This is a genomic window from Curtobacterium sp. 1544, from assembly GCF_040544915.1.
Lineage (GTDB): Bacteria > Actinomycetota > Actinomycetes > Actinomycetales > Microbacteriaceae > Curtobacterium > Curtobacterium pusillum_C.
The window spans coordinates 113,397-129,179 of record NZ_JBEPKX010000002.1 but is presented as its reverse complement, the minus strand read 5'-3'; the positions used below and the strand labels follow the sequence as shown (position 1 = coordinate 129,179).

Genomic DNA, 15,783 nt, shown 5'->3' with positions numbered 1-15,783 from the left:
CGAGGAACGACACCGCATGAGCATGACCCCGGAGCAGGCCACCTGGTTCGCCGACGTCGCAGGCCGCATCGTGACCAACGTCGAGCAGGTGCTCCTCGGGAAGACGTTCGTGATCCGCCTGGCGGTCACGGCGATGCTCAGCGAGGGCCACCTCCTCCTCGAGGACGTCCCCGGCACGGGCAAGACGAGCCTGGCCCGGGCGATGGCGCAGAGCGTGCAGGGTTCGACGAACCGCATCCAGTTCACGCCGGACCTGCTGCCGGGCGACATCACCGGCATCAGCGTCTACGACCAGAAGACGCAGGAGTTCGACTTCCACCGCGGTCCGGTCTTCTCGAACATCGTGCTGGCCGACGAGATCAACCGCGCGAGCCCGAAGACCCAGTCCGCGCTGCTCGAGGCGATGGAGGAGTCCGCGGTCACGGTCGACGGCGTGAACCACAAGCTCGCCGCCCCGTTCATGGTCATCGCGACGCAGAACCCCGTCGAGCAGGCGGGAACGTACCGCCTGCCGGAAGCGCAGCTCGACCGCTTCCTGATGAAGGCGTCGATCGGCTACCCGGACCACGCCGCGACGGTGAAGATCCTCGAGACGTCCTCCGCGCCGTCGAGCTCGGTGCCCCTCGCGAGCGTCGTGCCGGCCGCGACGATCACCGAGATGGCGACGCTCGCCCGGTCCGTGCACGTGGATCCGGTGATCGCCGACTACGTCGCGCGCCTGGTCGACGCCACGCGTTCGGCGAGCGAGGTCCGCCTCGGCGTCAGCGTGCGTGGTGCGATGGGCCTGATGCGCGCGTCGCGGGTGTTCGCTGCGCTCAACGCGCGGCACTACGTCACGCCCGACGACGTGAAGGCGCTGGCCGTGCCGGTCCTGGCGCACCGTCTGGTCCTCGACGCCGAGGCCGAGTTCGACGGCGTCAGCGCCACGAGCGTCATCGCGCAGCTGCTCGTCGAGACGCCGCCTCCGGCGGACCGGGCCGCGTCGTGACCGACCGCCGGCCCGTCTCCACGCGGTCGCGCCGCCCGTCCTCGACGCGGTCGCGCCGCGGGACGACGGCGTACGAGCGCACGGGGACGGTCGCCGGCCTCACGAACGTCCGCACACGGCTGGTCGGGGACCGTGAGGGCGTGGCAGCGGATGCTGTCGTCGGTCTCGCCAGGGCCTGGTCGACGGCCTGGAGGCTCGTCAAGCGTGGGTGGGCAGAGGTCTCGGCCGTGGTCACCGGCTTGGGATGGACGGTGGCGGCACTCACGCTGGTCGCGTTCGTGCTCGGGTACCGGTTCGGACTGCGCGAGGTCGTCGTGGTCGGTTTCGCGGGTGCGGTCCTGGTGGTCGTCGCCGTGATCGCGCTGATCGGTCGGTCGCGTCTGGTGATCCGGATGCGGTTGCCGCAGCACCGGGTGGCGGTGGGGGACCCGGCTGGCGTCGTGGTCACGGCCGAGAACCCGGTCCGGCTGCCGTCGGTCCCGATCACCGTGGAGGTCCCCGTGGGCGCGGGTCTGGTCGACGTGGCGATCCCGTCGATCGGCTCCCGTGGGACCTTCGAGCAGGAGGTCCCGGTGCCGACGGTCCGGCGCGGTGTGCTCGACGTGGGTCCGGTGACCGGTGTCCGTGCGGACCCCGTCGGCCTGGTGCGCCGCGAGATCGTGTGGACCGCACGGGAGCAGGTCATCGTGCACCCGCGGACCATCGCGATCCCGTCCACGAGCACCGGACTCGTGCGGGACCTGGAGGGCCAGGCCACGACGGACCTCTCACCCTCGGACATCGCCTTCCACGCGATCCGCGAGTACATGCCCGGCGACGACCCGCGCACGATCCACTGGAAGTCGACGGCGAAGTCGGGCGCGCTGATGGTCCGCCAGTTCGAGGACACCCGGCGGTCGCACCTCGTGGTCGCGTTGGGTCTCTCGCGCGCCGAGTTCGCCGACGACGAGGAGTTCGAGCTCGCGGTCAGCGCAGCGGCGTCCCTCGGCACCCGGGCGATCCGGGACGGCCGGGAGGTCTCCGTCGTCGTCTCCGAGCGCACGCCCGAGTTCGCGAAGCGCGCGGTGTACGCCGTCCGTTCGTTGCCCACCGTCACCCCGACGCGACTGCTGGACGACTTCGCGTCGGTCGGTCTCGCGGACGCCTGCCTGCCGGTCGCCGAGGTGTCCCGCATCGTCGGCAACGACACCGCGGGCATCTCGGTCGCGTTCCTCGTGGTCGGGTCCACCGTCGAGCTGCCCGCACTGCGGCTGGCGGCGACACGGTTCCCCGTCGGGGTCGAGGTCGTCGCAGTGATCTGCGAACCCGAGGCGCAGCCCCGGTTCCTCCGCGTCGCCGGACTCACCGTCATGACGATCGGCTACCTGGACGACCTGCGCCACGCACTGCACCGATCGGCGGCGGCCGCATGAGCGTCGCAGCGTCCCCCGACACCCGGGCCCGGAAGACGGTCCGCCGCGACGCCCGCCGGCTCGCACCGTCACGGCTGGTGGGCGGGACCCTCGCGACCTGGTTGCTGCTCGCCGTGGCGAGCGTGGCCTGGTGGCCGGTCTACCGCGACGACTCGATGATCGTCGCCGCCGTGACCGCGGTGGTCTTCGGCACCCTCGTCGCCCTCGTCGGTACCGTCTTCCGGCTCCCGACCGCGGTCGTCGCCGTGGCGACAGTCGCGGTGTTCGCCCTGGCCGGAGTCCCCGCTGCCGTCCCCGGCCAGGCCAACGGGGTCCTGCCGACCGGGCAGGGCCTGGTCGACCTGTTCGCCGGCGTCGCCCTCGGCTGGAAGCGGTTGGTGACCATCAGCCTGCCGGTCGGGTCCTACGAGGCGCTGCTCGTGCCGTTCTTCGTGACGTTGCTCGTCGCGACGGTGACGGCCGTGAGCGTGGCGACCCGTGCCTCCAGGCAGGAACTGGCCAGCATCCCGGCGCTGGTGCTCTTCGCGGCCGGTGTCGTGGTCGGGCCGAGCCGGCTGGACACGTCGATCGTGACCGCCGTCGTGCTCACGGGGATCGCGCTCGTGTGGGCGCTGACCGTGCGGCACGCGCGGCGGGCGGTCGCTGTGGCGACCACCATCGGTGCCCGGGTGCCCCTCGTGCGCTCGGTCCTGCGACCCGCCCTCGTCGGGACCGGGACCATCGTCGCCGCGGCCGTCGTCGCGACCGGGCTCGGGCTCGTCGCACCGCCATCGGCCGGGAGGACCGTCGCCCGGACCGACGTGGTGAAGCCGTTCGACCCGCGGGACTACGTCAGTCCGCTGAGCGGGTTCCGCGCGTACGAGGAGCAGACGGAGGCGCAGACGGCGCAGTTGCGCGTGACCGGGCTGCCGGCGAACGGGTTCGTGCGGATCGCGACCCTCGACACGTACGACGGGGTGGTGTACCGGGTCGGTGGTGCCGACGGTTCGACCGCGTCCGGGACGTTCGAGCGGGTACCGACGTCGGTCGACGTCCGCGGGGTGCAGGGCAGCACCGTCCGCGTCGGCGTGACCGTCGACGGGTACAGCGGCGTGTGGCTCCCCACCGTCGGGGACCTCGAACGGTTGGAGTTCACCGGGTCGGGCGCAGAGAAGGAGCGCGGCGCGTTCTTCTACAACGGTTCCACGGGGACCGGCGCGGTCGTGGGAGGGATCGGCGACGGGACGCGGTACGACCTGACGGCGGTGGTGCCCGACCAGCCGACCGACGACCAGCTCGCCTCCGCACGACCGGGCACTGCGTCCGTCCCGACACCGCGCTCGGTGCCCGACGCGGTCCGCGACACCGTGGACGCGTCCACGGCCGACGCGGAGACCGACGGCGCGAAGCTCGTCGCGATGGTGCAGGACCTCAAGCGGAACGGGTACGTCAGCCACGGTGTCGGCGACGACCGCGCGAGTCGCTCCGGCCACGGAGCGGACCGGATCCAGGAACTCCTCACATCGCCGTTGATGATCGGCGACCAGGAGCAGTACGCGGCGGCCGCTGCCCTGATGGCGAACCAGATCGGGTTCCCGGCACGGGTGGTGATGGGGTTCTCTGCCGGCGGTGACGCGGGCGGGAACGCTGCCGCGGGGACGACCTCGGGCGGGACGACGACCTTCCGCGGCTCGGACGTCACCGCGCGGGTGGAGGTCGACACGGCGCAGTGGGGGTGGGTCATGATCGACCCGAACCCGACCGTGCGCGACATCCCGGACGAGCAGCAGCAGACACCGCAGCCGGTCACCCGGCCGGAGACCGTCGTCCCGCCGCCCCCGGCCGAACAGCAGGACCAGTCGCAGCAGGCGCCGCCGCAGAGTGACCGCAACACGCCGCCCGTCCAGCCGCTCTGGCTGCAGATCCTGCTCGCCGCCCTGCCGTGGGTGCTCGCCACGCTCGGCTTCGTCGCGCTGGTGCTGCTGCCGTTCGGCGTCATCGTGCTCCTCAAGCGGATCCGCCGTCGGCGACGACGCCGGGCTCCGACCCCACGAGCACGGATCGTCGGCGCATGGGACGAGTACCGCGACGCACTCGTGGACCGCGGGCACGACGTCGAGCGTTCCGCGACCCGGCGCGAGGCGGTCGTCGGCGCACCGGGCGACGGCGGTACGGGTCTGGCCGCGCTCGCTGACCGGTCCGTGTTCGGCCCGAACGACGCCGACGTCACCGCGGCCGACCGGATGTGGTCCGCCGCGGACGACGCGATCGCGAGCCTGCGGGCCGGCCGGACGCGCAAGGAGCGCATCCGCGCGGCGGTGTCGCTCAGGTCCCTGCGGATCGCCGACGCCTCGAGATCGGCCGGGGCCTCCGTGGCATCGGTCGTCGGCCGACGCGGTTCGCGCTCCGCTGACGGCCAGGGTCCGGGGGAGCCGCGTGACTACGATGGCCTGCAGGCCGGCGAGCGTCGTGGACGGCCGAGTGAGGACAGAGGCAACCCGTGATCAGATGCGAACACTGCGGATCGATGCTCCCGGACGGAGCGATCTTCTGCGGTGAGTGCGGGCGTGCGGTGACCGCTGCGGCGAGCCGGCGACCTGCCGCTCAGCCGCCGGTCGAACAGGCTCCGCCGCCGCCACTGCAGCAGCCCGACGTGCACGGACGCCGCCAGGACCCGGCCACCGACGCCTGGTTGCCCGAGGCGACCCTCGACCCCGCCACCCGCGCGTGGCTCACCGGCGCGGACCGCGCCGACGAACAGCCGCCGGCCGCCGTGCCCGTCCAACGTCCCGACGACTACGCCCCGCGTACGGCGCCGACGCACGTGCACGGCGCGGGCTCCGGTCTCACGGACTGGTCCGGTCAGCAGCAGCGCGGGGCCGACGTCCCGCCGGCGCCGTCCCAGCCCGAGGCACCGCGGCCACCGGCGGCCCCGGTGCAGCCGTTCGCGCCGGAACCGGTCGAGCCGCCGCTCGACCCCAACGCCTTCCCGTCCGAGCCGGAGGACCCCGAGGTCACCCGCCTCGCCGAACGGCCCGAGTCGGACACTCCTGTGTGGAGCCGTCCCGAGGAGCAGGCACCGCCCGCTGCCCCAGCCGGGCCGTCCTGGTGGGTCGGGCGGTCGGGAGCCCAGGCTGCCGAGCCCGCCGAGGACACCAGCGTCGAGTCCGTCGAGGCGCCCGCGGTGCCGTCGCCGCCCCAGGCGAACGACACCGCCGTCGTCGAGCCCCTGGTCGACCGTCGTCCGCTCCGCCCGACACCCCTCGTGACGCCGGTGAACCAGGCGACCACCTGCCACGTGTGCGGGCACCGACTGGAACCGGACGACATCTTCTGCGCCGAGTGCGGGGCAGTGCGTCCGGCCGTGACGGCTGCCTTCACCGGCCCGATCGTCCCGCTGCCGATGGACCGGCCGGACTGGGCGGCGGACGACTCTGCCGATGCCGATGCCGATGCCGATGCCGATGCCGATGCCGATGCCGCAGTCGGGGTGGCCGGCGCCGACGCCGCGGGCGAGGCGGCCAGCGCCGCCGACGGTCCGGTCCAGGGGTCCCCGTCGTCGGACGACGTCGTCGAGTCGGCGACCGAGACGGCGACCGACCCGTCCACCGAGGCACCCTCCGACACCGAGGGGGAGCTGCCGGAGACGACCCCGCGTGCCCCCCTCCGACAGCGCGGCGTCCACGCGGCCCCGCTCGCCGACCAGGCACCGGACGACGTCCCGCACGCTCCGACGGCACCCGGGTCCGCGACCCACCCGTCATCGGCGCCGTCCGCCCCGGACACCGCCGCGATGGGCGTCCTGGTCGCAGCCCCGCTGCCGCCGGTACCCGGGATGACCGGCCCCGTGCTGCCGCTGCCGACGTCCGACGACGGTCCGACGAGCGCCGACGGCGACCTCGAGGACGACGTCGACGAGACCCGCATCGTCACGAAGACCCCGACCCGCGCGCCGTTCGTCCTGCACTTCAGCACGGGCGAGCGCTTCGGCGTGCACGGCACCGGCCTGGTCGGACGGCTCCCGCGTCCGCAGCCGGGCGAGCGGTTCGACGACCTGCTGACCGTGCACGACCCGGGCAAGTCCGTCTCGAAGACCCACCTCGAACTCGGTCGTGACGGCGACGACCTGTGGGTGTCCGATCGGTTCTCCGGCAACGGCACCGTCGTCCGGCACATCGACGGCTCGATCCGTCGCTGCGAGCCGGGTCGTCGCTACCGGGTGGAGCGTGGCGCGCGCGTGGACGTCGGGGAACAGTTCTTCCTGGTGCAGTGACGCAGGGGGCTCTTCCTCAACAGGGGAGGCCCTGTGCTGTTCTGTGCACAGCTCACGTCGGATGATCCCGACGCTCGGGTGTTCCGTGGTGCGCTGAGGGGATGACAGCCTTCGCCGCTCGTTGCCTCCTGGTGGGGGCGGCGGTCGTCGTGGGAGTCGTCGGCGTCGTGGCACCCGTTGCCGGGCCGTCACGGGTGGCGCTCTTCGTGGCAGCAGCGTGCTGCGCGGTGATCGACGTCCTGCTCGTCCGCGCCACCCGAGCCGCGGCGGCCGGAGCGGAGTGGCCGACCGACGTGCCCGTCGCGACCGACGGCCCAGTGGCGATGGTGTCGGGGCCGTCCGACGACGCCCGGCTGCCCGCGCCGCCGACGATCGTGCTCGGATCGACCGATGACGGGCGATCGATCGGCGTCGAGGGTCCGGGGCACGCCCACATCGCGGTCGTCGGCACCGGCGTGCTCGCGGTGGCGGTGTTCCGTGCGGTCGCCGCACAAGTCCGCACGGCCACGGTGGCCTCAGGGACGTCGACCCGGGTCGCGAGCGCGCCAGACCTCCGGACCGTCGTCGCCGGCCCGGGCGAGCCGTGTCCACCGATGCCCGCCGGCACCGCGGCTCTCGTCAGCGACGCCGAGGGCCGCCGCACCACGACGGTGGTGCTCGTCGCCGGACTCGGGCAGGTGCCGAGGGTTTGGGACGTCGCGGTCGAGGTCACCCGGTACGGCTGCTCCGTGCGTCGGCACGACGAGCCGATCGGCGTCCCGGTGTCTCCGGTACTTCCGGAACTCGACCCGTGACCTGCGGACCTGAACGGTCAGCGGAGCCCGTCGCCCGCGCGCAGGACGCCCACGGGTACGCCGCCACCGAGGACCTTCTCGCCGGTCGCGGCCATCACGTCCGCCACGCCGGCAGCGTCCACGAAGCCGTTGCGCTCGAGCAGGGTGAGCGCCGCGAGTGTACCTGCACGCTGCGCACCGTCGAGGGTCTTCACCGCGACGGCCGCTCCGCCGGGCAAGCCCATGACCATGACGCCCTCGGCGCCGAGCTTCGCGAGCACCCGCAGTCGCTCGATCGTGACGGTGTTCGCCCGGCCGATGCCGTCGATCGCCCACGGGTGGTCGAGCACGGCGTCGGTGAGCGCCGCAGTGTCGGACTCGGCTCGTGCGACGACCCCCGCGAACCCGCGGGCGAGTCCGGCAAGGGTGAGCGGGAACACGGGGGCTCCGCAGCCGTCCGTGCCCACCACGTCGACGGTCTCGTGCGTGAACTCCTCGACGGTGGCACGTACGCGCTGCTGCAGCGGGTGGGCGATGTCGAGGTAGGTCTCCTCGTCCCACCCGTTGACGCGGCAGGCCGCGAGCATGCCGGCGTGCTTGCCGGAACAGTTCATCGCCAGACGCCGGGGTTCGGTCATGGTGCGCGCGGTCGACCGGTCGAACGGCAGGTCCGGCGGGCAGCCGAGGTCGGCCTCGACGTGGTCGAACGACTCGAGCATGTGGAGCGCGATCGCCTGGTGCGCGGCGGTACCGGCGTGGCTCGCCGTGGTGAGGACGAGTTCCTCGTCGGAGAAGACCGCACCGGCGCGCCGGATCGCGAGCGCCTGGAACGGCTTCATCGTCGAGCGGGGGTAGATGCTCGCCTGCACGTCGCCGACGGAGTCGATGACGGTGCCGTCGGCGGACACCACCACGCCGGCGCCGACGTGGCGGCTCTCGTCGAACCCGTTGCGGTCGAGGACCGCGAGTTCGACCGACCCGTCGGCGGTGAGAGGATGGCGATCAGTGCGGACGTCGGGGCTCACCGTCATGCCGCAATCGTACCGAGCCGGCATCCCGCAGTCGTACCGAGCGGCGACCACCGGCCCGTGAACCCGCAGTCGTACCGAGCCGAAGGGGCACACCGTGACCGACCACTCCTACGAGGTCTCCGTCCGCTGGACCGGCGACCGCGGCACCGGCACGAACGGCTACCGCGAGTACGGCCGCGATCACGACGTCCTGGCCACCGGCAAGCCCGACATCGCGGGCTCTGCCGACCCGACGTTCCGCGGTGACCGCGACCGGTGGAACCCCGAGGAACTCGTCGTCGCCGCCCTCGCGCAGTGCCACATGCTCAGCTACCTGCACGTCGCCGTGACGCAGGGCTTCACCGTCGTCGACTACGAGGACCGCGCGACCGCGAGCCTGAACCTCAACCGAGACGGCTCCGGCGAGCTGACCGAGGCCACTCTGCACCCGGTCGTGACCATCCTCGAGGCGGACCGCGTCGCCGACGCCGAGGCAGCCCACGCCACGGCGTCGGAGCTCTGCTTCATCGCCCGGTCGGTCGCGTTTCCTGTGCACCACGCGCCGCACACCAAGGTGCGTGCGGCAGACTAGGTCCTCGTGAAGCGTCTGCGTCTGCTCCCGATCGCCCTCGTCCCCGCCGTCGTGCTGGGACTCGCCGCGTGCTCCGGATCCGGTTCGTCCGGGTCGTCGGCCACGCCGAGTGCGTCGTCGAGCGCCACCGCGGCGGCGATCACGGCGTGCCCCGATCCCGGTTCGGCCTCGAAGGCGATCGACGTCAGCGGCGCGTTCGGGGGCACGACCGCGCCCACCGTGCAGTTCGACAAGGGCCTGTCAGCGAAGAAGCCGCAGGCCAGCACCGTCGTGCAGGGCAAGGGCAAGGCGCTCAAGGACGGCGACTACGCGCAGGTGTCGTACAGCGTGTACCAGGCTTCCGACGCCAAGAAGCTCGGCACGGTCGGCTTCGACCAGGGCAACCCGCAGGTGCTGTCGGTCGGCGGCACCGGGTTCGGCGCGCTGCTGGCGTGCGCGAACGTCGGCGACCGCATCGCCGCGGTCGGCCAGTCCTCGGCGCTCGGCTTCAACACCGGCGGCGAGATCGTGGTCGTCGCCGACGTGGTCGCGCAGACCCCGACGAAGTCGAACGGCACCCCGCAGACGCAGGACCCGAAGCTCCCGACGGTCACGGACAAGGCAGACGGCGAGCCGGAGATCACCATCCCGAAGGGCGTCGCGGCGCCGACGAAGACCCAGGTCGAGGTCATCAAGCAGGGCAACGGAGCGGCCATCGCCGAGGGTGACACCGCTCTGGTCCAGTACAAGGGCGTCCTGTACGACGGCGGCAAGGAGTTCGACTCGTCGTGGTCGAAGGGTGTTCCGACGACCTTCACGATCTCCGAGGGTGCACTCATCAAGGGCTTCGTCACCGGGCTCGTCGGCCAGAAGGTCGGCTCGCAGGTCCTCATCGTGGCGACCCCCGAGGACGCCTACGGCGACACCCCGCGCGAGGGTTCGGGCATCCCGAAGAACGCCCCGCTCGTCTTCGTCGTCGACATCCTCGCCAAGGGCTGACCCGTGACGACGACCGGCGCCACGGACCGCTCCGTGGCGACCGCGAAGCGCCGCATCGTCATCCTCGGCAGCACCGGCTCGATCGGCACGCAGGCCCTCGACGTCGTCGCCCGCAACCCGGACCGCTTCGAGGTCGTCGGCCTCACCGCCGGCAGCAACCGTGACCTCGTCGCCGAGCAGGCCGAGCGCTTCGGCGTCCGCGACACCGCGTTCGGCGCGGAGGACTCGGAACGCCTGGTTCGCAGCGTCGAGGCCGACGTCGTCCTGAACGGCATCACCGGCTCGGTCGGCCTCGGTCCGACCCTGGCCGCGCTCGAGTCCGGCGCGACGCTCGCCCTGGCGAACAAGGAGAGCCTGATCGTCGGCGGTCCGCTCGTGCAGGCCGCGGCGGCCCCCGGGCAGATCGTCCCCGTCGACAGCGAGCACTCCGCGATCGCCCAGGCGCTCCGTTCCGGCGCGCCGGACGAGGTCCGCCGGCTGGTCCTCACCGCGAGCGGCGGTCCGTTCCGCGGCCGGTCGCGCGCCGAGCTCCGCGACGTGACTCCCGCGCAGGCGCTCGCGCACCCGACGTGGGACATGGGCCTGGTCGTGACGACGAACTCCGCGACGCTCGTGAACAAGGGGCTCGAGGTCATCGAGGCCCACCTGCTCTTCGGCGTCCCGTACGACCGCATCGACGTCACGGTGCACGCGCAGTCGATCGTGCACTCGATGGTCGAGTTCGTGGACGGTTCGACCATCGCTCAGGCATCGCCGCCGGACATGCGGTTGCCGATCGCGCTCGGCCTCGCGTGGCCGGACCGCGTCCCGCACGTCGGCGTGCCACTCGACTGGACGACGGCCAGCACCTGGACGTTCGAGCCGCTCGACACCGACGCGTTCGGTGCCGTCGCGCTCGCGAAGCGCGTCGGCGAGCTCGGCGGCTCGTTCCCCGCGGTGTTCAACGCCGCGAACGAGCAGGCGGTCGCCGCGTTCCACGCGGGTGCGATCGGTTTCCTCGACATCGTCGACACGGTCGAGCGGGTGGTCGGGGAGCACACGCCGGGGGAGTCCTCCCTGCAGGGCGTGCTGGCAGCGGAGCGCTGGGCGCGCACCGCGGCGGACCGCGCGCTGTCCCGCTGACGGACTGGAGGCACGACTCACCTCCCAGGGTGCGCTCGGCTCCGTCATGGCGAGCGTCCCGTACCCTTTCCCGGTGACCGTCGAATCCGTTCTGCTCTTCGTCCTCGGCGTGGTCGTCTTCATCATCGGCCTGCTGGTCTCGATCGGACTCCACGAGCTGGGACACCTGTCCTTCGCGAAGCTGTTCAACGTCAAGGTGACGCAGTACTCGCTGGGCTTCGGCAAGGCGATCTGGTCGTTCCGGCGCGGCGAGACGGAGTACGGCATCCGCCCGATCCTGCTCGGCGGCTACATCTCGATGGTCGGCATGCTGAAGCCGCGGGCCTCGGGGCGGGCGAACGCGATCACGAACACCGGCATGTACGGCGCCTTCGTGCAGGACGCGCGGCAGGCGAGCGCCGAGCAGATCGCGGACTCGGGCGGCGACGACTCCCGGGCGTTCTACCGGCTGATCTGGTGGAAGCGCATCATCGTGATGGTCGCCGGTCCCGCGATGAACCTCGTGATCGGCATCTTCCTGTTCGGGGTGCTGCTCGTCGGGTTCGGCGCGCCCACGACGACGTTCACCTCGAGCGTCGACTGCGTCCTGCCGACGAGCCAGGCCACCACGTGCGCCTCGGGCGATGCGGTCTCCCCGGCGAAGCAGGCCGGCATCCGGTCCGGCGACGTCGTGCTGTCGGTCGACGGCAAGCAGGATCCGACCATCACCGAGGTCTCCGAGGTGTTCCAGGAGTCCGCGGGCAAGGACGTCACCGTGGTCGTGGAGCGCGACGGTGCCGAGAAGACGCTGCACATCACGCCGACGACCGCGACGCGTGACGTCTACACGGCCGACGGCACGGTCGCGAAGAACGACGACGGCAGCACGAAGACGCAGCAGGTGGGCGTGGTCGGGGTGAGCATCGGGCAGTCGCTCGTGCGGCAGTCGCCCGCCACGGTGCTGCCGGCCACGGGGGCGCAGATCTCGGCGTCGGCCCACCTGATCATCGACCTCCCGCAGCGACTCGTCGCCGTGTGGAACGCGGCCTTCGGCACGCAGGAACGGTCGCAGGACAGCCCGGTCTCGGTGGTCGGCGTCGGACGGGCGATCGGCGAGGTCTCGTCGATGAGCGGCGTGCCGGTGATCGACAAGGCGTACACGATCCTCGGGCTCCTGGCGTCGCTCAACATCGGGCTGTTCGTGCTGAACATGGTGCCGCTCCTGCCGCTCGACGGCGGGCACATCGCCGGTGCCCTCTGGGAGGCCGTGAAGCGCCGTTCGTTCAAGCTCGTCGGCAAGGCGGATCCGGGGCCGATCGACCTCGCCAAGACCATGCCGCTCACGATGGTCGTGGTGGTCCTGCTCGCCGGCATGAGCGCGCTGCTCATCTACGCCGACATCGTGCGGCCCGTGAACCTGTTCGGCTAGTCGCGCGGCGCGGACGGAGCACTACGCTCAGTCCATGAGCACAGCTCCGGAAGTCCGCACGGTCGAGCGGCAGGGCACCGACGTCATCGCTGAGTCCGACCGGAAGGGACGTCCGAGGGACCTCTTCTGGCCGTGGTTCGCCGCGAACATCTCGGTGCTCGGTCTTGCCTACGGGTCGTTCGTCCTCGGGTTCGGCATCTCCTTCTGGCAGGCCACGATCGTCTCCGTCATCGGGGTGGCGTTCTCGTTCCTGCTGTGCGGGATCGTCGCGATCGCCGGCAAGCGGGGCTCGGCGCCGACGATGGTCCTCGGTCGGGCGGCGTTCGGCGTCCGTGGCAACCGGCTGCCGGCGTTCCTGAGCTGGATCCTCACGGTCGGGTGGGAGACTGCGCTCGCGTCGCTGGCCGTCCTCGCGACCTCGACGGTGTTCCGCGAGCTCGGCTGGGACGGCGGCGTCCTGACGAAGCTCGTCGCGCTCGTGGTGGTCGCCGCCCTGGTGGTCGGTGCCGGGATCGCCGGGTTCGACGTGATCATGCGACTGCAGACCTGGATCACCGTGATCACCGCCGTGCTCACGATCGTCTACGTCGTGCTCGCGCTGCCCTCGATCGACCTCGGTGCGATCGCCGCACTGCCGTCCGGGAGCGCCCAGAACGTGGTCGGGGCACTCGTCCTCGTGATGACCGGGTTCGGGCTCGGCTGGGTGAACGCCGCGGCGGACTACTCCCGGTACCTGCCCCGCTCGGCCTCGACCCGCGGGGTCGTCTGGTGGACGACCTTCGGCGGTGCACTCGCGCCGATCGTGCTCGTCGTCCTCGGTGTCCTGCTCGCCGGGTCCTCGAAGGACCTCAACGCGGCCATCGGCGCCGACCCGATCGGTGCGCTGACGACGGTGCTGCCGGTGTGGTTCCTCATCCCGTTCGCGCTCGTCGCGGTGCTCGGGCTGGTCGGTGGCGCCGTGCTCGACATCTACAGCTCCGGGCTGGCACTGCTGAGTGCTGGCATCCGCATCCCGCGTCCGGTGGCTGCCGGGGTGGACGGCGTGTTCATGGTCGCCGGCGCCGTCTACGTGGTGTTCTTCGCCGACTCGTTCATCCAGCCGTTCCAGGCGTTCCTCGTCACGCTGGGCGTCCCGATCGCCGCGTGGTGCGGGGTGTTCGTCGCCGAGGTCGTGATCCGCCGGGCGCCGTACGCCGAGGGCGAACTCGAGGACCGACGTGGACGCTACGGCGACGTCCGGTGGCTCGCCGTCGGCCTCGTCGTCGTCGGGACCGCGCTCGGCTGGGGGCTCGTGACGAACACCTACGGCGTGCCGGCCTGGCTCAACTGGCAGGGGTACCTGCTCGAGCCGTTCAGCCTCGGCGGGCGCACCGGCGCGTGGGCCTACGCGAACCTCGGTGTCCTCGTGGCGCTCGTCGTCGGGTTCCTCGGGACCCTGCTCTTCGCCCGCGGGTCGGTCCGTCGGCAGGAGCAGGCATGAGCGCGGTCGACCTGGCGGTCGCGGGTGTGCCCGACGACGCGTGGCTCGTCGTGGTCGACATGCAGGAGGTCTTCACCGGTGACAGTCCCTGGGCCACCCCGCGCTACGTCCACGCCGCCGCGGGCATCGAGCGGTTGCTCCCGCGGTTCACCGGCCGCACGGTCTTCACCCGTTTCGTCGCACCGGAGCACCCGCAGGGTGCCTGGGTGCCGTACTACCGCGACTGGCCGTTCGCGCTCGTGCCGGACACCGACCCCGTCTGGGACCTGACCGAACCCTTCCGGACCGCCGCGGCCGACCGACGTGACCCCGTCGTCACCGAGACGACCTTCGGGAAGTGGGGGACGGGCCTCCAGGAGGTCACCGGTGACCACCCGCACCTCGTCCTGGTCGGCGTGTCCACCGACTGCTGCGTCCTGTCCACCGCCCTGGCGGCCGCGGACGCCGGCGCCACCGTGACCATCGTGGCGGACGCGTGCGCCGGCGCGAGCGACGACGACCACGAGCGGGCCCTCGCGGCGATGCGGCTCTACGCACCCCTCATCACGGTCGTCTGATCCGAACGCCCGACCACTGCGCGTAGAGTGCACCTCGTGCCTGCAGTGAACCTCGGTCTGCCGAAAGTCCCCGAAACCCTCGCCCCGCGCCGCAAGTCCCGGCAGATCCGGGTCGGCAAGGTGCTCGTGGGCGGCGACGCGCCGGTGTCCGTCCAGTCGATGACCACGACGCCGACGACGAACATCAACGCCACCCTGCAGCAGATCGCGGAGCTCACGGCCTCCGGTTGCGACATCGTCCGTGTGGCGGTCCCGACGCAGGACGACGCCGACGCGCTGCCGATCATCGCGAAGAAGTCGCAGATCCCGGTCATCGCCGACATCCACTTCCAGCCGAAGTACGTCTTCCAGGCCATCGACGCCGGATGCGCCGCGGTCCGCGTGAACCCGGGCAACATCCGGAAGTTCGACGACCAGGTCGGTGCCATCGCCCGTGCCGCGAAGGACGCCGGTGTGTCGCTCCGCATCGGTGTCAACGCCGGATCGCTCGAGCCGAGCCTGCTGCAGAAGTACGGCAAGGCCACACCCGAGGCGCTCGTCGAGTCCGCCGTGTGGGAAGCCAGCCTGTTCGAGGAGCACGACTTCCACGACTTCAAGATCTCGGTCAAGCACAACGACCCGATCGTCATGGTCAAGGCTTACCGGCAGCTCGCAGCCGCGGGGGACTGGCCGCTGCACCTCGGCGTGACCGAGGCCGGACCGGAGTTCCAGGGCACCATCAAGAGCGCCACGGCGTTCGGCATCCTGCTCGCCGAGGGCATCGGTGACACCATCCGCGTGTCCCTCTCCGCCCCGCCGGCGCAGGAGGTCAAGGTCGGTCTGCAGATCCTGCAGTCCCTGAACCTCCGCGAGCGCAAGCTCGAGATCGTCTCCTGCCCGAGCTGCGGCCGCGCGCAGGTCGACGTCTACCAGCTGGCGAACGACGTCACCAAGGGCCTCGAGGGCATGACCGTCCCGCTCCGCGTCGCCGTCATGGGCTGCGTCGTGAACGGCCCGGGCGAGGCCCGCGAGGCCGACCTCGGCGTCGCGTCGGGCAACGGCAAGGGCCAGATCTTCGTCAAGGGGCAGGTCATCAAGACCGTGCCCGAGGCCGAGATCGTGGAGACGCTCATCACCGAGGCGAACCGTCTCGCCGAGGACATGGGCCCCGCGGCCGGCACCGGCAAGCCCCTCGTCGTCACGTCCTGAGGCGCAGGGCCGAAGCCCGCCCC

Annotated in this window: 13 protein-coding genes and 1 pseudogene; 13 read left to right on the top strand and 1 reads right to left on the bottom strand. The window is 71.9% G+C overall.

Features of this window, described 5'->3' with window-relative positions; all coding sequences use genetic code 11:
• Positions 1–16 precede the first annotated feature (16 nt).
• The 6 genes and pseudogenes from ABIC61_RS02155 (at position 17) to ABIC61_RS02130 (ending at position 7,446) form a co-directional block, all read left to right on the top strand.
• Positions 17–988, top strand: coding sequence for an AAA family ATPase (locus ABIC61_RS02155; RefSeq protein WP_144749569.1), 972 nt, complete (start codon positions 17–19; stop codon positions 986–988).
• Between the two features lie 140 nt (positions 989–1,128).
• On the top strand, positions 1,129–2,400 hold the full coding sequence (locus ABIC61_RS02150) for a DUF58 domain-containing protein (protein WP_354028640.1): 1,272 nt from the start codon (positions 1,129–1,131) through the stop codon (positions 2,398–2,400).
• Positions 2,397–4,883, top strand: coding sequence for a transglutaminase TgpA family protein (locus ABIC61_RS02145; protein WP_354028639.1), 2,487 nt, complete (start codon positions 2,397–2,399; stop codon positions 4,881–4,883). The genes ABIC61_RS02150 and ABIC61_RS02145 overlap by 4 nt, the downstream gene beginning before the upstream one ends.
• Positions 4,880–4,948, top strand: a pseudogene (locus tag ABIC61_RS02140) (zinc-ribbon domain-containing protein); the annotation flags it as partial. The gene ABIC61_RS02145 and the pseudogene ABIC61_RS02140, both read left to right, overlap by 4 nt.
• 84 nt (positions 4,949–5,032) lie before the next feature.
• The gene (locus tag ABIC61_RS02135; RefSeq protein WP_354028721.1) at positions 5,033–6,652 is read left to right on the top strand and encodes a hypothetical protein; all 1,620 of its coding nucleotides are present in this window, start codon (positions 5,033–5,035) and stop codon (positions 6,650–6,652) included.
• A 101-nt stretch (positions 6,653–6,753) separates the two neighbouring features.
• Positions 6,754–7,446, top strand: a complete 693-nt coding sequence (locus ABIC61_RS02130) for a hypothetical protein (protein WP_354028638.1) — start codon at positions 6,754–6,756, stop codon at positions 7,444–7,446.
• Positions 7,447–7,463: 17 nt separating this feature from the next.
• Here ABIC61_RS02130 and ABIC61_RS02125 read toward each other — a convergent pair whose 3' ends face one another.
• Complete coding sequence (locus ABIC61_RS02125; RefSeq protein WP_144749579.1) at positions 7,464–8,456, bottom strand: asparaginase; 993 nt, start codon at positions 8,454–8,456, stop codon at positions 7,464–7,466.
• 94 nt (positions 8,457–8,550) lie between these two features.
• Between ABIC61_RS02125 and ABIC61_RS02120 the strand changes: the two genes are divergently transcribed.
• From ABIC61_RS02120 to ispG, 7 genes are all read left to right on the top strand, one after another.
• Complete coding sequence (locus ABIC61_RS02120) at positions 8,551–9,027, top strand: OsmC family protein (RefSeq protein WP_354028637.1); 477 nt, start codon at positions 8,551–8,553, stop codon at positions 9,025–9,027.
• 6 nt (positions 9,028–9,033) lie between these two features.
• Positions 9,034–10,005, top strand: coding sequence for an FKBP-type peptidyl-prolyl cis-trans isomerase (locus ABIC61_RS02115; protein WP_354028636.1), 972 nt, complete (start codon positions 9,034–9,036; stop codon positions 10,003–10,005).
• Positions 10,006–10,008: 3 nt separating this feature from the next.
• Entirely contained in the window at positions 10,009–11,127 is a 1,119-nt protein-coding gene (gene dxr, locus ABIC61_RS02110) for a 1-deoxy-D-xylulose-5-phosphate reductoisomerase (protein ID WP_354028635.1), read from the top strand.
• A gap of 73 nt (positions 11,128–11,200) precedes the next feature.
• Positions 11,201–12,535, top strand: coding sequence for a M50 family metallopeptidase (locus ABIC61_RS02105; protein WP_354028634.1), 1,335 nt, complete (start codon positions 11,201–11,203; stop codon positions 12,533–12,535).
• Positions 12,536–12,569: 34 nt separating this feature from the next.
• Complete coding sequence (locus tag ABIC61_RS02100; RefSeq protein ID WP_354028633.1) at positions 12,570–14,015, top strand: purine-cytosine permease family protein; 1,446 nt, start codon at positions 12,570–12,572, stop codon at positions 14,013–14,015.
• Positions 14,012–14,572, top strand: a complete 561-nt coding sequence (locus tag ABIC61_RS02095; RefSeq protein WP_354028632.1) for a cysteine hydrolase family protein — start codon at positions 14,012–14,014, stop codon at positions 14,570–14,572. The genes ABIC61_RS02100 and ABIC61_RS02095 overlap by 4 nt, the downstream gene beginning before the upstream one ends.
• A 57-nt stretch (positions 14,573–14,629) precedes the next feature.
• A complete protein-coding gene (ispG, locus tag ABIC61_RS02090; protein WP_079238924.1) occupies positions 14,630–15,760 on the top strand; it encodes a flavodoxin-dependent (E)-4-hydroxy-3-methylbut-2-enyl-diphosphate synthase in 1,131 nt (376 codons plus the stop codon).
• Positions 15,761–15,783 lie beyond the last annotated feature (23 nt).